The sequence below is a fragment of the Microbacterium sp. A93 genome, from assembly GCF_051842835.1.
The window spans coordinates 46,253-64,813 of sequence record NZ_JBPXMT010000017.1 but is presented as its reverse complement, the minus strand read 5'-3'; the positions used below and the strand labels follow the sequence as shown (position 1 = coordinate 64,813).

The window sequence follows — 18,561 nt, the reverse complement described above, 5'->3', positions numbered from 1 at the left end:
GGCGCAAATGGTTGCATCCGACGGTCAGACCGAGCCATTTGCGCTTGTCGAACGGCGCTCAGGCTGCGGCGCGAGCCGCAGCCTGAGCCAGCAGCACGGGGACACCTTGCGCCAGCGTCGGGGCGAACGTGTCGCCAGGCCGCTCGCCGTCGAGCCAGCGCGTGTAGATCGCCTCACAGAACACCGCGGCCTTCCACAGTGCGAGCACCTCGTACCAGGCAAGTGCCGAGACGTCCGCTCCGGTGCGCTCGACGTAGCGCTCGATCAGGTCCGCGCGCCGCGGGTATCCCTCACCTCGCGTCACGGTTGTCAGCTCCAGCGGCGTCGGCACGGCATCCGCCTCCGCATAGGTCGCCACGAGATAGCCGAGGTCAGCGAGCGGATCGCCGAGCGTCGCCATCTCCCAGTCCAGGATTGCGTGCACGGATGCGGGACCCTCCCTGCGATACATGAGGTTGCCGATCCGATAATCACCGTGCACTACCGACGCACGCGCCGATACAGGGAGGTTCGCCAGCAACCAGTCGGCCAGCCGATCGACCTCTGGCAAAGTCCGCCGTGACACGTTCGGCCACAGCGAGGCGAACCTCTCCACCTGCCGACGCAGATAACCATCGGGACGACCGAGCGTCGACAACCCTTCCGTGCTCACATCGAGCGCATGCAACCCGGCGAGTGTGTCGACGGCAGCGAACGGCAGCGCGCGCCGACCCTCTGCATCATCGAGAGCCGGCGGCATCCGATCGGTCACGACATCCCCATCGAGGTGCTCCATGACATAGAACGGCACACCCAGCACGCTCTCGTCCGCACAGACATCCAGGATCTCTGGGACCGGAACGCCGGCAGCCCCCAGCAGCCGCTGCACCCTTGCCTCACGGAGCATGTCGTGCGTCGACGGAGGCAGGGGCGGCCGGGGCCCGCGCCGCAGCACCAACTTCCGGCCACCGACATCCAATAAATACGTGATATTCGAGTGCCCGTCGCCGATCCTCGACCACTGCAGATCCCCATCGCCGAGGCCAACCTCACGGAGATGATCAGCCAGCGCATCGAGCACGAGTAACGGCGGTCGCCCCAGCAGCGATGCCTCCTCGCGAGTGCGCACCACTTCGAGATCGGCGTCAATCACGACGCGCCCCCGACGATGCGTGGATTCACGATGTCGCGGCGCGGCTCTCCCGCATCCACGTCACGCTGCCGCGCCTTAGCCGCTCGACGCGCGATCGCCCAGCGGTGGGTCTCACTCGACCCGTCGTAGATCCGGAACGGGCGCACCTCGTTCAGGTACTGGATCAACGGCAATCCAGAGCTCACACCATCACCTCCACACAACTGCACGGCGCGATCGATGATGCGGTTCACCGCCTCGGAGCAGTACACCTTCGCGATCGACGACAGCGCCGCGCCCGCGCGCGGATCATCCTCAAGCACCCGAGCCGCCCGATCGATCATCGCGTCGCTGGTATCAATGTCTATCGCGCTGTCGGCGATCAGCGACTGCGCGACGCCTAGGTCGGCAAGCTGCGACCCGAAAAGCGAGCGCGAGTTCGCGCGATCCAGACTGATGTCGAACGCACGCCTGGCCAGCCCCAGCCACCGCATGCAGTGCGTGAGCCTGGCCGGCCCCAGCCGCACCTGTGCGTAGCGGAAGCCGCCTCCGGGAGTCCCGAGCACATCAGCATCCGGAACGAAGACTCGGTCAAAGGTGACGTGCGGGTGCCCGCCGGAGATCGCCGCCTCGATCGTGCGAATCGACGGCCCGATCCGCACGCCTTCGGCACTCAAAGGCGTGAGCAGCATCGTCGCCCCGGCCGAATGCTCCCCGGTCGCCTCAGTGCGCGCCATCACGATCGCGAACGCTGCACCTTCGGCACCGGAGATGAAGCGCTTCTCCCCGCTGATACGCCACCCGCCGTCGACGCGCTCGGCGACGGTCGCGAGGGCATCCGGGTCGGACCCTGCGCCCGGATGCGGTTCCGTCATCGCGAAGGAGGAGCGGATGCCGCCGCCCACGAGCGGCCGCAAATACCGCTCCTTCTGCTCATCGGTACCCACAACCTCGAGCAGGCGCATGTTGCCCTCGTCCGGCGCCATGCAGTTCAGCACCGCAGGTCCGATCAGCGAGTAGCCCGCCTCCTGGAACACCGGCGACCACTGCGGCAAGGACCGCCCGAGACCGCCATATTCCTTCGGTGCGTGCGGCGCATAGACACCGGCATCCTTCGCCTGGGCGCGCAGCCTCTGCAGCGCTGCATCCGACAGCGTCTCACCCCATGCGGGCTCCGCAGGGATCACGACTTCCCGGATGAAGGTGCGCGTGCGCGCAATGAGATCGGTGACGGCAACGAGATCGTTCATGCGGTTCCTCCTGCGTTCAGTAGTCCGCCATCAACATTGAGCACCTGGCCGGTGATCCACGCGGAGCCGTCGGAGCAGAGGTACGCGACAGCATCCGCCACGTCTTCCGGCGCTCCGAGTCTGCCCATCGGGTAGGCGGAGGCGACTTCCTCTTCGCGTCCTTCATAGAGCGCCCGCGCGAAGCGCGTCTTGACGACCGCAGGTGCCACCGCATTGACACGGATGCGCGGGGCGAGCTCCACCGACAGCGTGCGTGTGAGATGACTCACCGCCGCCTTGCTCACTCCGTACCAGCCGATTCCGGGCGATGACACCTCACCGGTGACGGACGAGAGGTTGACGACAACGCCACCTGTCACCTGCGAACCGAGCCCCGCGCGCACCGACTCCTGCGTCCAGGCGAGGGTACCGATCACGTTGACCTCGAGTATTTTGCGCGCCGCATCCAGGTCGAGATCGACGAGCGGCCCGTACACAGGGTTGATTCCAGCGTTGTTGACGAGAATGTCGAGCCGGCCGAACTCCGCGGTGATTCGCTCGAACACCTCTCGACGGTGCTCCGGATCGTCGGCAGACCCTGCCACCCAGATTGCGCGTCCGCCTAGGCCCGCGACGGCCTCTTCCAACGGCTCACTGCGTCGCGCGGTCACACACACCGACGCGCCGTCGGCGACCAGACGCTGCGCGATGGCGAGGCCGATCCCCCGGCTGGCACCGGTGACCAGCGCTGTGCGGCCGGCGAGCAGTACATCGGCATCCGACATGAGATCTCCTTCGATCGTCAGGCTTTCTCTAATTTTCATTAAATTCCTGCCGCAATGCAACCCATAGCCAATTGATTTCCTCGGGCTTGACTCTTGCCATTTTGAATGGATAATAAAAACTGTGACCCGCGACGACGCGGAGAAGGAGAGAGCGGCGATGGCGCTGACACGACACCTGTACGACGAAGAGCACGAAGAATTCCGCAAGATCGTTCGGGACTTCGTCGAGCGCAACGTCCGACCGCATATCGAACGCTGGGATGCCGAAGGCGTGGTCGACCGCGGGCTCTTCACTGCCGCAGCGGATGCCGGTATCCTCGGCTTCGCAATCGATGAGGCCCACGGCGGAGGCGGGACAGACGATTTCCGCTTCAACGCGATCATGGGCGAAGAACTTGCAGGCAATCCGGTCTCCAGCGGAATGGCGGGCATCGCCCTGTCGAACGACATCACCATCCCCTACTTCACCGATCTCACGAATGACGAGCAGAAGCAGCGCTGGCTGCCTGGCATCGCCCGAGGCGAACTGATCACCGCGATTGCGATGACCGAACCCGGTACCGGCAGTGATCTCAGCGGCATCCGCACCACCGCCGTGCGCGATGGTGACGACTACATCGTCAACGGATCGAAGATCTTCATCTCCAACGGCCAGAACGCGGACCTGGTCGCCACCGCGGTGCGCACCTCCCCCGACCCACACAAGGGTCTCAGCCTGCTCGTGATCGAGCGAGGAATGACCGGCTTCTCGCGCGGCCAGAACCTCGACAAGGTAGGACTACACGCACAGGACACGAGCGAACTCATCTTCGAGGATGTACGAGTTCCGGCCGCCAACCTGCTCGGCGATGAGGGAGCGGGTTTCCTCGGGCTGATGAGGAACCTCCCGCAGGAGCGCCTGTCGATCGCATCCGCCGCCGTGGCATCCAGCGAAGGCGTGCTTGCACGCACGCTCGACTATGTGAAGGAGCGCACCGCATTCGGCAAACCGATCGGATCGTTCCAGAACACCCGCTTCGAGCTCGCCGAGATGGTGACGGCGACGGCCGCCAGTCGCGCATACATCGACCAGGCGATCACGCAGCACAACGCGGGCGAGCTGACGGCCGCGGATGCCTCGGCGGCGAAGTTCTTGACCACCGAGCAGTACGTCGACATCGTGAACCGCTGCCTGCAACTGCACGGTGGATACGGGTACATGAAGGAGTACCGCATCGCACAGGACTATCTCGATGCGCGCATCACCACCATCTACGGAGGAACGACGGAGATCATGAAAGAGATCGTCGGCCGGGACCTCGGGCTTTAGTCATCCGCGTACTCGCACAGAGCAGGCATAGGAGCAGAACATGACAGACGCGTATATCTACGACGCCGTGCGCACACCCCGCGGTAAGAACAAGGGCGGGGCGCTGCACGGCACCAAGCCGGTCGACCTGGTGGTGACGTTGATCGACGCCATCCGCGATCGCAATCCAGGGTTGAATGCCGCAGCCATCGATGACATCGTGCTCGGTGTCGTATCGCCGATCGGCGAGCAGGGCGGCGACATCGCCCGCACCGCAGCTCTGGTGGCGAACCTTCCCGAGACCGTTGCCGGAGTGCAGATCAACCGGTTCTGCGCCTCGGGCCTGGAGGCTGTGAACCTCGCGGCGCAGAAGGTCGCGTCCGGATTCGAGGATCTCGTGCTGGCAGGCGGCGTCGAGTCGATGTCACGCGTGCCGATCGGTTCGGACGGCGGCGCCTACGCGCAGGATCCAACCACCGCATACGACAACTACTTCGTGCCGCAGGGCATCGGCGCCGACCTCATCGCGACGCTCGAGGGTTTCAGCCGTGAGGATGTCGATGGTTTCGCCGAGCGTTCACAGCAGCGCGCCGAGACCGCCTGGCGGGAGGGTCGCTTCGAGAAGTCGATCATCCCCGTGCGCGATATCAACGGCGTGGTGTTGCTCGATACCGACGAACACCGTCGCCCCGAGTCGACCGTCGAATCGCTCGGAAAGCTTCCGGCGAGTTTCGCCGCCGTCGGCGCACAGGGCGGCTTCGACGCCGTGGCACTGCAGAAGTATCACGCGGTCGAACACATCGAGCATGTGCACGGGCCAGGAAATTCTTCGGGCATCGTGGATGGCGCGGCCCTCATGCTGATCGGATCCGCTTCGGCCGGTGAGGCCGCAGGTCTGACACCGCGCGCCCGCATCATCTCGACTGCGGTCGTCGGCTCAGAGCCGACCATCATGCTGACCGGTCCGACGCCCGCGACGCAGAAGGCGCTCGATCGTGCAGGGCTCACGGTCGATGACATCGACCTGTTCGAGCTCAACGAGGCCTTCGCCGCGGTCGTCATGAAGTGGCAGAAGGATCTCGGCATCCCCGACGACAAGGTCAACGTCAACGGCGGCGCGATCGCTTTCGGCCACCCCCTGGGTGCGACCGGCGCCATGATCCTCGGCACCCTGCTCGACGAGCTCGAGCGTCGGGATCTCAAGCGCGGCCTCGCAACACTCTGCGTCGGAGCGGGCATGGGCATCGCCACCATCATCGAGCGCGTCTGAGCCGAAAGGTCTGAGGAGAATCATGAACACTGCAGAGAACACGGGCGTATACACCGGCTACGCCTGGGAGAAGGATGCCGACGGCATCGTCACGATCACCATGGATGACCCGGATGCTGCGGTCAACACCATGAACCCGCACTTCGTCGCATCGCTCGAGGCGACGGTTGAGCGCTTGGAGATGGAGCGTGATGACATCGCCGGCGCCATCCTCACCTCGGCGAAGAAGAGCTGGTTCGCCGGCGGAGATCTGAATCTGCTCCGTGCAGCAGACCCCGCCAAGGCAGCGGAAGAAACCGCCCACATCGACCACGTGAAGGCGCTGCTGCGCAGGGTTGAGCAACTCGGGAAGCCCGTTGTCGCCACCCTCACGGGCACGGCACTCGGCGGCGGACTCGAAGTTGCGCTCGCGACTCACCATCGCATCGTCGCATCCGATGCCAAGGGCGCTCAGTTCGGAGTGCCCGAAGTCTCGCTCGGCCTGCTGCCCGGTGGCGGCGGCGTGACGCGTCTGGTCCGGATGCTCGGTCTGCAAAAAGCTCTGCAGGACGTCATTCTCCCTGCGACCCGATTCCGCGCTGAGGATGCATTGACGGTGGGAATCATCGACGAGGTCGCACCGTTGGCGGAACTGGATGCCCGCGCCCGCGCGTGGATCGCGGCGAACCCGTCTCCCGTGAAGCCGTGGGACGAGAAGGGCTTCCGGCTTCCGGGAGGCGCTCCAAGCTCCCCCTCGGTGGCCGCGCTGCTCCCAGCCCTTCCCGCACTGCTGCGCAAGCAACTCAAGGGTTCACCGATGCCTGCTCCTCGCGCGGCTCTCGCAGCAGCAGTGGAGGGTGCATATGTTGATTTCGACACGGCATCCAAAGTCGAGACGCGCTACCTGGTGAGCCTGACCCACGGGCAGGTCGCGAAGAACATGATCAAGGCGTTCTTCTTCGATCTGCAGGAGATCAACTCCGGCGGCAGCCGCCCACTGCAGGCGAACGGAGAGCCGTTCCCGAAGCACACCGCGAAGAAGCTCGGCGTCATCGGCGCGGGCATGATGGGCGCAGGAATCGCCTACGTCTCAGCGAAGGCCGGCATCGAGGTCGTGCTGAAGGACGTCTCCGCCGAGGCCGCAGAAAAGGGCAAGGACTACGCCCGCACGCTCGAAGAGAAGGTACTCGCCCGGGGCAAGACGACGCCGGAGAAGAGCGAGGCGCTGCTGGCACGCATCCACCCGACGGGCGATGCAGCCGACTTCGACGGCGTCGACTTCGTCATCGAGGCGGTGTTCGAATCCGTCCCTGTCAAGCAGGGCGTGTTCCAGGAGATCGAGGACATCGTGGCATCGGATGCCGTGCTCGGCTCCAACACTTCGACGTTGCCGATCACGGTGCTCTCGGAGGGGATCACGCGGCGGGGCGACTTCATCGGCATCCACTTCTTCTCCCCCGTCGACAAGATGCCGCTCGTGGAGATCGTCCGCGGCGAGAACACCGGCGACGAGGTGCTCGCGAAGACGTTCGATTACGTGCAGCAGATCCGTAAGACTCCGATCGTCGTCAACGATTCGCGAGGCTTCTTCACCTCCCGAGTCATCGGAAAGTTCATCGCCGAGGCGGTCGCCGCTGTCGGCGAGGGCGTGGAGCCGGCATCCGTCGAGCAGGCGGCACTCCAGGCCGGGTACCCGGCCGGTGCCCTGCAGCTGTTGGACGAGCTGACCATCTCGCTGTCGCAGAGGATTCGGCAGGAGACGCGCACGGCGGTCGAGGCCGAGGGCGGTGCATGGGTCGAGCATCCGTCAGAGGCGATTATGGACTGGATCGTCGATGACGCGAAGCGGCCTGGCCGCAAGTCGGGCGGCGGATTCTACGACTACGACGAGAACGGTCGCAGGGTCGGAATCTGGCCAGGGCTGCGCGAGAAATACGATTCGGGTCGCACCGAGCTGCCGCTGCTAGATCTGCAGGAGCGGATGTTGTTCGCCGAGGCCCTCGACACGATCGACTGCCTCGACAACAACGTGCTCACCTCAGTCGCCGACGCGAACATCGGCTCGATCTACGGCATCGGGTTCCCTGCCTGGACCGGCGGGGTGCTGCAGTACGTCAACCAGTATGAGGGCGGACTGCCCGGCTTCGTCGAACGAGCAAAGGAGCTGGCCGAAACCTACGGCGAGCGCTTTACGCCACCTGAGTCGTTGTTGGCTCGCGCCGAGGTCGGGGAGGAGTACCGATGAGTGAGACAACCACGACGCCGCACCTGCGCACCCCGTTCACCGAGGTGCTCGGTATCGAGCATCCGGTCGTCCAGGGCGGCATGATGTGGGTCGGCCGCGCCGAACTCGCCGCAGCCGTGTCTGAGGCAGGCGGGCTCGGGATGATCACAGCACTCACCCAGCCGACCCCGGCGGATCTCGTAAAGGAGATCGAACGGGCACGCACGCTCACCGACAAGCCGTTCGGGGTGAATCTCACGATCATGCCGTCGATCAACCCGCCGCCCTACGACGAGTACCGGCGCGCGATCATCGACGCAGGAATCACGATCGTCGAGACTGCGGGGTCTAGCCCCGAGCCACACATGGAGATCTTCAACGCTGCGGGCGTGAGGGTCATCCACAAGTGCACCTCGGTGCGCCACGCGCTCAAGGCGCAGGCGGTCGGAGTGACCGCAGTATCGATCGATGGCTTCGAGTGCGCAGGACACCCCGGCGAGGATGACGTGCCAGGTTTGGTGCTGATTCCTGCGGCAGCCGATGCGCTGACGATTCCGTTCATCGCCTCGGGCGGCTTCGCTGACGGTCGAGGGCTTGCTGCGGCGCTGTCGCTCGGCGCGAGCGGAGTGAACATGGGCTCACGGTTCATGAGCACCGTGGAGTCGCCGGTCGCTCAGGCGGTGAAGGAGCGCATCGTCGAGGCATCCGAACTCGACACCAACCTCATCTTCCGCAGCCTTCGCAACACTGCCCGCGTGGCGAAGAATGCCGTCTCCGACGAGGTCGTGCAGATCCTGGCCGACGGCGGGCAGTTTCCCGACGTGCAACCGCTCGTCGCCGGCGTCCGAGGCCGCAAGGTCTTCGAGGACGGCGACCTCGATGCCGGGATCTGGACGGTCGGCCAGGTGCAGGGCATTATCCGCGACATCCCGACCGCGGGGGAAGTTGTGCGTCGCACGGTCGCGCAGGCGCACCAGGTGCTCACCGACCGACTGGGGATGTTCGCCTGAGCGCGTTCCGTCAGGGCTGCGCGAAGGTCCCGTAGCGGACCATGTCCTGGGCCCCGCGTACGAGGTCATCGAGCGATCGCGTGCGCGGGTTCCACCACTCAACTGCCCAGTTCATCGAACCGAGCAACAGCAGGCGGAACACATTGATGTCGAGGCCCTCACGCAGCTCGCCGACATCCTGCGCTGCGAGGAAGAGTTCGCGCCAGAGTCGACTGTACTCACCCTCCTCTGCTGCAGGGCGTACCCGCAGATGCTCGGGAACGTGTCCCGCGTTGCGCACGGATGCCGTCGTGTAATCGGAGATCTGCAGCTCATAGCGCAGATGCGCGCTGACTCCGACGAGGATCCGTTCGCGCGGCGCAGCGTCATCAGGCAACGCCGCGAGGACCTCTTCCACATGCACCCGCACGCGATGAGCGCCCGCCCACATGACTTCTTCGACGAGCTCATCGCGCGAAGCGAAGTAGTAGTAGATTGCGGGCGCTTGGACACCTGCGACCTCGGCGACATCAGTGAGGCGAGTACCGGCGTAGCCCTTGCGACTGAGCACCTGAGCTGCGGCATCCAGGATGCGCTGACGTGTGCGTGCCGACTTCGACGACTGCTGCGTGATCATCTCGCCTCCCTGGCTCATTCTAACCAGGATTCGAAAATATTCTCCGAGCTCTTGCCCTTCGACACCAATCACCCTAATGTGAATATCGATTAACTTTTTCTCAATGACGAGCAAAGAGGTGCCCCATGACAATCAACCGCGAAGCAGAAGCCACCATCGGTCTCACCACCCGCGATCCGCGCGATGGATCCGTGATCGCCGAGTACGCGCTCGAAGACGACGCACGCGTCACCGAGCGCGTGCGCACCGCGCGAAAGGCCGCCGCCTGGTGGGCCGAGATCGGCTTCGACGGCCGCAAGCGCACCCTGCTGGCGTGGAAGTCGGCGATTGCTCGCGGCGCCGACGATCTTGCCGCGATCATCTCCCGCGAGACGGGCAAGCCCGCAGGCGACGCCCTGCTCGAGGTCATGCTCACTCTCGGCCATCTGGACTGGGCAGCCAAGAACGCGCACTCCGTACTTAAGCCCCGTCGCGTGAAGGCCGGGATCATCAACTACAACCAGAAGGCGACGCTGCGCTACGAGCCGTACGGCGTCGTTGGCGTCATCGGACCGTGGAACTACCCGCTGTACACGCCGATGGGTTCGATCTCGTACGCGCTGTCCGCCGGAAACGCGATCGTGTTCAAGCCCAGCGAGCTGACACCCGGCACCGCCCGCTGGATCGAAGCACGGTGGAATGAAGTCAGCGAACACCCCGTCCTGCAGGTAGCCACCGGCGATCGCGTCACGGGCGCCGCCCTCGTCGCCTCCGACATCGACAAGGTGGCGTTCACCGGATCCACGGCGAGCGCGAAGCGCGTGATGGCCGCCTGCGCAGAAAGGCTGACACCGCTGGTCGCCGAGTGCGGCGGCAAGGATGCCATGATCGTCGCCGCGGATGCCAACCTCGATTCCGCTGCGGACTTCATCGTGTTCGGCGGCCTCGGCAACGCCGGCCAGACCTGCGTCGGCGTTGAGCGCGTCTATGTCGTGCGTTCGGTGCGGGATGCCCTGGTCGAGAAGGTCGTCGAACGCGCGCGGCGGCTGCGCCTGGACGGCGATGATCCCTCCTATGGGCCGTTGACGCTCGCGCCGCAGTCCGAAGTGATCGCCGATCACATCGCAGATGCGCTGGCACGAGGCGGTCACGCTGTCCTCGGCGGCCCCGAGTCGGTCGACGGGCGCCACGTGGCACCGGTCGTCCTGGTCGACGTGCCGGAGGATTCGGATGCCGTACAGAAGGAGACATTCGGCCCGACCGTCGTGATCAACGCCGTCGTGAATCTCGACGAAGCGATCGAGCGCGCGAACGGTACCGAATTCGGCCTGGGCGCCGCGGTCTTCACGAAGAGCGCGAAGACGGGCGAGGCCGTCGCCGCGCGTCTGCGCGCCGGGGTCGTCACCATCAACTCGGTGCTCGGCTTCGCCGCGATCCCTGCGCTTCCCTTCGGCGGTGTCAAGGGGTCTGGCTTCGGTCGGATCCACGGCGCCGACGGCCTGCGTGAGTTCAGCGTGCCGAAGTCGATCGCACGCCAGACCGGGAAGGCCGCACTGAATCTTCTGACAATGGAGCGCTCCGGGCGCGACATGCATCTGGTGGCGAAGATGATCCCGATGCTGCACGGCCGCAGTCGCTGAGGCGGGTCAGATTCCGAGCACGGTCTCCACAAAGTGGGCGAGCCGCACGGCCGCAGCTTCATCGAATTCCGACAGTAGCGGGATCTCGTCGGTGACGACGCTCAGGCCTGCATGCACGAGCACGGCAGCCTCGCGTCCGCCGAGTTCCGGACGAACAGCCTGCAGCAGAGCGGTCCAGTCAGCGATGTGCGCACGCTGCATGGCCCGCAGCCGTCGTTGGTCTTCGGGCGCGAGATTCCCCAACTCGGAGAAGTAGATCCGCATCAGCGCGAGGTTGCGGAACGAATGGTCCACGTAGGCACGGCACAGCCGACGAAGCGCCTCCTCCGGGGTGTTCGCCGATTCACGCACGCGCAGCACGGCACGCTCCAGCGCCACGGCCGCCCGGTCGCACGCGGCCAGCAGCACGGCCGGCTTGCCGTCGAAGTGACGATAGACACCCGAAGGCGTCAGGTCGACCTCGACGGCGAGGTCTTCGATCGTGACCTCGTTGTAGCCACGAGCGGCGAAAAGCCGGACAGCGGTGTCGACGAGCTGCTCTCGCCGTCCGACGCCGACATCGACGGACTCGACGAAATCGCCGCCACCGATCGACGACGCCGCGTCCGCTGAACCGACGTCGAGCATGCGCCAGGCCGCCGTCTTGAGCAGTGCCCGCAGGCTGCGCGCCGCCACGGCCGTACGGTGCGCCGTGATGCTGGCAACGACGCTGAGCGCGCCGAGCACCACGAGAAGTCGCTGACGCTCATCCATCTCCGGCCGATACACCCGATGCACACGCTCGAACCTCTCGCGCAGCACCCGGAACTGCCCGGTCAGCTGCTCGCGATCAGGACGCTCGAGGTAGCGACCCTCCCAGCGATAGATTCCGCCGATGTCGCGCAGCCCGACGGTCGTGGCGATGACCGCGTCCAGCAACGCATTCAGTGCGGCACGCGCCTCATCCACGGTCTCTGCAGGGCGGGCGGCTGCCTCTTCCGTCGCCTCGATCAGCTGCTGCACGAGCGCGAAGGCCGTGCGTACGAAGAGGGCGTACTTGTTCGGGAAGTGCCGATAAAGAGCAGGCGCCGAGATGCCCACGGCATCCGCGATGTCCTGCATGCCGACGGCGTGATACCCGTTACGCGCGAAAGCCGACGCCGCCGCATCCTGAATGTGACGCTTGCGGTCGCGCGGACGCGTGCGATTCGCAGGTGGGCCATCGATGCGGGGCATGATCGACAGCCTACTCGCCGAGATGGCCACACCTGACGTGATTGGCTGTTAACTTATCGCGCCTAGCATAATGTGAATTTTCATTAACAAAAGTCGTGACATCGGCGCGAAGTCCTGGCATACTCGTGGCAAGCCCAGCCGCAGTGACGCGGCAGCCTTACAGAGACGTAATGAGAGGGACGATCCGATGTCCGACCAGATTCCTTCCGCGATCCCCGCGGCCACGCGCCGCAACCACTGGATGAACCAGGTCGCGACACACAGCGAGATGAAGCCAGATGACACCGCGTTCAAGTACCTCGGAGATGTGACCACCTGGCGTCAGACCGCCGAAAAGATGGACTCCTTCGCCGCAGCCCTTGCTCGACGCGGCGTCGGCTTCGGCGACCGTGTGCTGCTGCTAACTCTGAACCGCCCCGAGGTGGTGCTCTCGGTTTTCGGCATCAATCGCCTCGGCGCGATCGCTGTCCCTCTCAACATCCGCCTCACGCCTCCCGAGATCGCCTACATCGTCGACGATGCCGACGCCGATATCCTCATCGTCGATGGCCCATTGGCACCTTTGGTGGGCGCGGTGGCGCAGGTGACCGACCGCATCACGCGCGTCATCGTGATCGGCGAAGCAGGTGACGGGCAGGAGTCGTGGGACGACCTCGTCGCGGAAGACCTGGACGGGTTCGAGGCCCCCGATGTACCAGAAGACACCACCTGCCTCATCATGTACACCTCGGGAACCACGGGTCGCCCGAAGGGCGCGATGCTCGACCACATCAATCTGTTCGCGCAATCGCTCACCCTGCTGCGCGTGAACCAGGTCTTCGGTGAAGACGACATCGCGTTTATGACCGCTCCCCTGTTCCACATCGCTGGCCTCGGCTCGATCGCACCGAACTTCGTGATCGGCATCCCGACCGTCATCCATCCACTCGGCGCCTTCAACCCGACCGAACTGCTCGACGCCTGGGAGACCGAGAAGGCGACGATCGTCTTCAACGTGCCGCAGCAGTGGCAGGTAATCTGCGCCGATCCCACCATCGCGGACCGCGATCTGTACCTGCGCATCATCAGCTGGGGTGCGGCTCCCGCATCCGACACCCTGCTGCGGCAGATGGCCGATTGCTTCCCGAAGGCGACGAACGTCGCGGTGTTCGGGCAGACCGAGATGACGCCGATCACCTGCGCGCTCAGCGGCGAGGACTCCCTGCGCAAGCTCGGCAGCGTCGGCAGGCCCATTCCAACGCTCCAGTATCGCGTAGTCGACGAGAACTTCGATGACGTGCCCCGCGGTGAGGTCGGCGAGATCGTCTATCGCGGTCCCAACCTCATGAAGGGGTATTGGCGCAAGCCCACGGAGACCACCGAGGTCTTCGAGGGCGGCTGGTTCCACTCCGGCGACCTGGTCCGTCAGGATGACGAGGGCTTCGTCTGGGTCGTCGACCGCAAGAAGGACATGATCATCTCGGGCGGCGAGAACATCTACTGCGCAGAGGTCGAGAACGTGCTGGCCGCGCACCCGAAGGTGCTCGACGCCGCCGTTTACGGTCGGGCCGACGAGCGCTGGGGAGAGATCCCGGTCGCCGCCGTCGCCGTGCGTCCAGGCGAAGAGTTCACCCTCGAAGAGCTGCAGTCGTGGCTGGGTGACAAGCTCGCCCGCTTCAAGCAGCCCAAGGCGCTCGTTTTCATGGACGCGCTGCCCCGCAATGCCGGCGGCAAGGTGAACAAGGTCGCGCTGCGCGCGGCCGACCGCGAACATGTCGACTCCAAAGTGTCGGTGGCCTAGCCAATGAATGCAGCTGTGGCCGCGCTCGTTCGAGAGCGCGGCGGATCCGTCGTGCTCTCCGACGTCACGATGCGTGAGCCTGGCGAGGACGAGATTCTCGTTCGCATCTACGCCTCAGGCGTGTGCCCGACCGACCTGTTCGGCATGTCCGGCGGTGCCGGCGATCGATTCCCCGCGGTCTTCGGACACGAGGGGGCGGGTATCGTCGAGGCGACCGGCCCCGCGGTGACGAAGGTGCAAATCGGCGACCGTGTGGTGCTGAGCTTCGACGCCTGCGGCGCGTGCACGTCATGCGACAACGGCCACCCTGCGTACTGCGAACGCTTCGCGGAACGCAATCATCTTCCCCGCTCGGATGCCGAGACCGCGCACGAGTCGATCACAACCGGATGGATGGCGCAGTCATCCTGGTCAACGTTGGCACTGGCGCGCGAGACCAACGCTGTACGGATCCCCGACGACGTGCCATGGGAGGTCGCCGCACCCCTTGGCTGCGGCATCCTCACCGGCGCGGGCAGTGTCATCAACGTGCTGCGACCTGGGCCCGCAGACTCACTCCTCGTCCTCGGGGCAGGCACTACCGGGCTCGCAGGGGTCATGGCCGCGCATCACCGCGGCGCCCTGCGCATCATCGTTAGCGACCCCGATCCGGCGCGAAGGGCGCTCGCGCTCGAGCTCGGCGCCACCGAGGCATGGGCCCCCGGTGAACTCGATGCACGACGACTCGGCGTCACTCACGCGCTCGACACGGTCGGCCGACAGGACACCATCGATGCGGGGCTCGCCGCCCTACGCCCGCGCGGCGTGTGCGCCACGGTCGCGCTGCACTCCGGATCGAACCGCGTCACGGTCTCGCAGTCGCAGCTGCTGTGGGGCCGCACGCTCACCGGCGTTGTCGAGGGCGATGCGCAGATCGATCGTGACATCGCGATGCTCATCGGGCTGTGGCGAGCCGGCCACCTCCCGGTCGAGAAGCTGATCCGCAGCTATCGATTCGATGAGATCGGCGTGGCCATCGACGACGCACGCGCCGGGCGCGCGATCAAACCGGTGTTGATGATGGATGCCGACGACGTGTCTCTGCCCACGACGATGCCCCCTACCGGTGCGCTGATCGATCTGCTGCGGGACGGCCGGGTACCGGCCGCCGACCTGCCCACACTCTGGAGGTCGCTGCCCGCAGTGCGCCCGGAAGAGCTCCGTGGACTCTGGCAGGGCATCGGTCTGAGTCCTCAGCATCGCACGCACCAGATGCTCACCCGAAGCGGATGGTTCGGAAAGCTGTTCCGCTCCGACGACGACGTGGTGCCGCTCGTCTGCGAAGGCTTCGACGGCGTGCTGACGGCTGATGTCGCCCTCACTCGAGGCGGCGCAATGCTGCGCACGGTGGAGCACGAAGGCATCCGCACCGCCGCCATGGTCTACGACGGCATGCCGATCATCGACCTGTTCACCCGCCTCAGCCCCGATGCCGTCCTCGGCGTCATGACCGGTCGACACGCCGCCGATGACGACGGCGCCCTGTACTACTTCGCGCTGGAGAAGGTCGGCCCGCGCGAAGTGATCGTCCCCGACCACCTACCTCGCAGCACCTGAGCTCCACGTTCATTCAAGGAGGAATGATGTCCACTCTGCGCACCACCCGAAATCGCGCACTGCCGATCGCCATAGCCAGCACGCTCACCGCCGGCCTCGTCCTGTCCGGCTGCGCCGGTCGCGACGACCCGGCCGATGCCGCACCCGCCGCTGCAGGCGATGCTGTGCAGTGCAGCCCTGGCTTCACCGACACGGAGGTGAAGATCGGCAACAGCATCGCCCTATCCGGCCCCGCTGCCACGTACGGCGCCATCGCCCAGACCATGAAGATCTACTTCGACGACATCAACGCCGCCGGTGGCCTGGAGTTCACCGATGGCAAGAAGCGCGAGGTCAACGTCGAGATCATGGACGACGGCTACGATCCGGCGAAGACTGCTACCAACGTCCGCACCCTTGTTGAGCAGGATGGCGTGTTCGCCCTCGCCGGCGTGCTCGGCACCGGAGCAGCGATCAGCGTCGCTCCCTATATCGAAGAGCAGGGCGTGCCCAATCTGTTCACCGGCACGGGCACGGATGCCATGCTCGAACTTCACGCCGACGACCCGTCATGGACGACCGGTTTCATGCCGCAGTACGGCTTCGAGGTGAAGGCACTCGCGGAGTACCTCGTCGAGAATCACCCTGGCGCCAAGGCTGCGATCCTCTACCAGAATGACGATTTCGGCGAGAGCATCCGGGCCGGCTTCGAAGCCGCCTTCGAGGGCACAGATCTGGAGATCGTCGCCGCTGAGCCCTATGAACTGACTTCGGCGACCATCGACAGTCAGGTGACGAACCTGGCCGCATCCGGTGCCGACGTGTTCCTGAACTGGGCCGTGGGCGCCTTCGCAACGCAGTCACTGAAGAAGAAGCTCGAGCTCGGTTGGGATGCCACCACGGTCATCAACGCCCCGGCCGCCGATGCGACGTTCTTCCTGAAGCCGGCCGGTCCAGGGGCAGCTGACGGCGTCGTCTCTATCGCCTACACGAAGGACATCACCGACCCTTCGCTGGCTGGCGATGCCGGCTTCGATGCCTGGACCGAGTTCGCCGGTGCGCATTCTGATGACATCAATGCTCTCAGTGCCCCGGCCGCCGCCGGCTATCAGACGGCGCAGCTACTTGAAGCAGCGCTAGCACAGATGGAAGGCTGCACCCGCGAATCGCTGCTGGAAGCGGCATCCTCGTTCGAAGAACTCGAGCTCGACCTGTCGCCGGTGGCCATCACCACCACGCCGGACTATCCGTTCGCGTTCCGAGAGCTGGGCGTGCAGGTATTCAACGGGGAGACCTGGGACCTGGCTCCCGACACCTACACGGTCGACTGACGAACCTGGGTCGGCTTCCGAATACCGGAAGCCCACCCATCTCACCGGGGAGATGACATGAACGCATTACTCGACGTGCGGGACGTGCACCTATCGTTCGGCGGCCTGCAGGCACTGGACGGGCCGAGCTTCGAGGTCGCCGACGGCGAAGTGGTGGGTCTCATCGGCCCCAACGGCGCGGGCAAAACCAGCCTGTTCAACTGCATCGGCGGCCTCTACCGCCCGCAGAGCGGCAGCATCAGTGTCGCCGGCACCGAGGTGACGAGGATGCGTCGCCACCGCATCACCGGTCTCGGTGTGAGCCGCACCTTCCAGAATCTTGGCCTGCTGCCATCGCAGACTGTCCGCGAGAATGTGCTCGCCGGCGGCTACCACACCACGCGCGGGGGCTACTGGGCGACCGCTCTCGCCCTGCCACGGACCGCTGCGACCGAGCGCGCGCTACGCGCCGACGCCGATGCACTGCTCGAAGAGCTGGGGCTCTCAGCAGTCGCGGACCAGGTCGTGGCGGTACTTCCCTTTGGCACGCTCAAGAGAGTCGAGCTGGCCCGCGCCATGCTGACCACACCGCGTCTGCTGCTGATCGACGAGCCGGCGAATGGTCTGATCCACAGCGAGGTGCATGAGCTCGGTGCGACTCTGCGCCGACTGGCGACCGAACGAGGAACGGCGATCCTCCTGGTCGAGCATCACATGGGCCTGGTGACCAGCGTGTGCGACCGCGTCGTGGTGCTGAATTTCGGACATCTCATCGCCGAGGGCGACCCTCTCGTGGTCTCTCGTGACCCTGAGGTCATCACCGCATATCTGGGAAGCGCCGCATGAGCCTGCTGAGCCTCGACATCTCTGCCGCTGGCTACGGACCGGTGACGATCCTGCGCGATATCCAGTTCGAGATTCCTGAGGGCGGACGCCTTGTCATCCTCGGTGCGAACGGTGCGGGCAAGACGACGACGCTGCGCACGATCTCAGGGATGTGTCGGATGGCCGGATCCGTCCGCTTCGACGGTCGCGAGCTCGCGGGGCTTGCGCCGCACCGCGTCGCGGCATCCGGCATCGCCCACGTGCCGCAGGGCCGCGGTACCTTCGGCGATCTCACTGTGCGCGAGAACCTGCTCGCCGGTGGCACCACGCGCTCCCGGCGCGACGCGATGGCGGATGCCGACCGCTGGCTGGAGCGCTTTCCCCGGTTAGCGGAACGCAGCTCCCGCCCAGCATCCGGTCTGAGCGGCGGGGAGCAGCAGTTGCTCGCGATCGCCCGCGCCTTCATGTCGAACCCTCGCCTGGTGCTTCTCGATGAGCCCTCTCTGGGCTTGGCACCAAAGATCACGACCGAGCTGTTCTCGACACTCGATGGCCTCTCCCGCGAGCGCGGCACCGCCCTGCTGGTCGTCGAGCAGAACGCCCAGCTCGCGCTCGGCATCGCCGAGGAGGCACTCGTCATCGAGAGCGGCGAGATCACACTGCGTGGCACGGCATCCGATCTGCGCGACAACGACGACGTCCGCCGCGCGTACCTGGGAGTGTGA

Annotated in this window: 15 protein-coding genes; 10 read left to right on the top strand and 5 right to left on the bottom strand. The window is 65.5% G+C overall.

The window, feature by feature from the left end; translation table 11 throughout:
- Positions 1-58: 58 nt before the first annotated feature.
- The 3 genes from ACSU1G_RS31775 to ACSU1G_RS31765 are packed head-to-tail and all read right to left on the bottom strand — an operon-like array spanning position 59 to position 3,125.
- Entirely contained in the window at positions 59-1,132 is a 1,074-nt protein-coding gene (locus ACSU1G_RS31775) for a phosphotransferase family protein (protein WP_439285205.1), read from the bottom strand.
- Positions 1,129-2,361, bottom strand: coding sequence for an acyl-CoA dehydrogenase family protein (locus ACSU1G_RS31770; protein WP_439285203.1), 1,233 nt, complete (start codon positions 2,359-2,361; stop codon positions 1,129-1,131). Before ACSU1G_RS31770 ends, ACSU1G_RS31775 begins: the two co-directional genes overlap by 4 nt.
- Positions 2,358-3,125: an SDR family oxidoreductase gene (locus ACSU1G_RS31765; RefSeq protein ID WP_439285201.1), complete on the bottom strand. Its 768-nt coding sequence runs from the start codon at positions 3,123-3,125 to the stop codon at positions 2,358-2,360. Before ACSU1G_RS31765 ends, ACSU1G_RS31770 begins: the two co-directional genes overlap by 4 nt.
- 121 nt (positions 3,126-3,246) lie before the next feature.
- On the opposite strand from ACSU1G_RS31765, the gene ACSU1G_RS31760 reads away from it, so the two are divergent.
- Genes ACSU1G_RS31760 through ACSU1G_RS31745 form a run of 4 tightly spaced genes read left to right on the top strand, consistent with a single transcriptional unit; the run spans position 3,247 to position 8,896 of the window.
- Positions 3,247-4,434, top strand: coding sequence for an acyl-CoA dehydrogenase family protein (locus ACSU1G_RS31760; RefSeq protein WP_439285199.1), 1,188 nt, complete (start codon positions 3,247-3,249; stop codon positions 4,432-4,434).
- A gap of 40 nt (positions 4,435-4,474) precedes the next feature.
- On the top strand, positions 4,475-5,683 hold the full coding sequence (locus ACSU1G_RS31755) for an acetyl-CoA C-acetyltransferase (protein ID WP_439285197.1): 1,209 nt from the start codon (positions 4,475-4,477) through the stop codon (positions 5,681-5,683).
- A 22-nt stretch (positions 5,684-5,705) separates the two neighbouring features.
- Positions 5,706-7,907 carry a 3-hydroxyacyl-CoA dehydrogenase NAD-binding domain-containing protein gene (locus ACSU1G_RS31750; RefSeq protein ID WP_439285196.1) on the top strand — a complete coding sequence of 734 codons (2,202 nt, stop codon included), beginning with the start codon at positions 5,706-5,708 and terminating at the stop codon, positions 7,905-7,907.
- A complete protein-coding gene (locus tag ACSU1G_RS31745; protein WP_439285194.1) occupies positions 7,904-8,896 on the top strand; it encodes an NAD(P)H-dependent flavin oxidoreductase in 993 nt (330 codons plus the stop codon). Before ACSU1G_RS31750 ends, ACSU1G_RS31745 begins: the two co-directional genes overlap by 4 nt.
- 10 nt (positions 8,897-8,906) lie before the next feature.
- Here ACSU1G_RS31745 and ACSU1G_RS31740 read toward each other — a convergent pair whose 3' ends face one another.
- Positions 8,907-9,512: a TetR/AcrR family transcriptional regulator gene (locus tag ACSU1G_RS31740; RefSeq protein ID WP_439285192.1), complete on the bottom strand. Its 606-nt coding sequence runs from the start codon at positions 9,510-9,512 to the stop codon at positions 8,907-8,909.
- Between the two features lie 125 nt (positions 9,513-9,637).
- Between ACSU1G_RS31740 and ACSU1G_RS31735 the strand changes: the two genes are divergently transcribed.
- Positions 9,638-11,131 (top strand): aldehyde dehydrogenase family protein, encoded by a 1,494-nt coding sequence (locus ACSU1G_RS31735; RefSeq protein ID WP_439285190.1) that lies wholly within the window; start codon positions 9,638-9,640, stop codon positions 11,129-11,131.
- Positions 11,132-11,137: 6 nt separating this feature from the next.
- On the opposite strand, the gene ACSU1G_RS31730 is transcribed toward ACSU1G_RS31735, so the two are convergent.
- On the bottom strand, positions 11,138-12,346 hold the full coding sequence (locus ACSU1G_RS31730; protein WP_439285188.1) for a TetR/AcrR family transcriptional regulator: 1,209 nt from the start codon (positions 12,344-12,346) through the stop codon (positions 11,138-11,140).
- Positions 12,347-12,533: 187 nt separating this feature from the next.
- On the opposite strand from ACSU1G_RS31730, the gene ACSU1G_RS31725 reads away from it, so the two are divergent.
- From ACSU1G_RS31725 to ACSU1G_RS31705, 5 genes are read left to right on the top strand one after another with little or no spacing between them, the layout of a single operon-like run.
- Positions 12,534-14,126 carry a long-chain-fatty-acid--CoA ligase gene (locus ACSU1G_RS31725; RefSeq protein WP_439285186.1) on the top strand — a complete coding sequence of 531 codons (1,593 nt, stop codon included), beginning with the start codon at positions 12,534-12,536 and terminating at the stop codon, positions 14,124-14,126.
- Positions 14,127-14,129: 3 nt separating this feature from the next.
- Positions 14,130-15,722, top strand: coding sequence for an alcohol dehydrogenase catalytic domain-containing protein (locus tag ACSU1G_RS31720; RefSeq protein WP_439285184.1), 1,593 nt, complete (start codon positions 14,130-14,132; stop codon positions 15,720-15,722).
- A 26-nt stretch (positions 15,723-15,748) separates the two neighbouring features.
- The gene (locus ACSU1G_RS31715; protein ID WP_439285182.1) at positions 15,749-17,032 is read left to right on the top strand and encodes an ABC transporter substrate-binding protein; all 1,284 of its coding nucleotides are present in this window, start codon (positions 15,749-15,751) and stop codon (positions 17,030-17,032) included.
- Positions 17,033-17,089: 57 nt separating this feature from the next.
- The gene (locus ACSU1G_RS31710; protein ID WP_439285180.1) at positions 17,090-17,857 is read left to right on the top strand and encodes an ABC transporter ATP-binding protein; all 768 of its coding nucleotides are present in this window, start codon (positions 17,090-17,092) and stop codon (positions 17,855-17,857) included.
- Positions 17,854-18,561, top strand: a complete 708-nt coding sequence (locus ACSU1G_RS31705; RefSeq protein ID WP_439285178.1) for an ABC transporter ATP-binding protein — start codon at positions 17,854-17,856, stop codon at positions 18,559-18,561. Before ACSU1G_RS31710 ends, ACSU1G_RS31705 begins: the two co-directional genes overlap by 4 nt.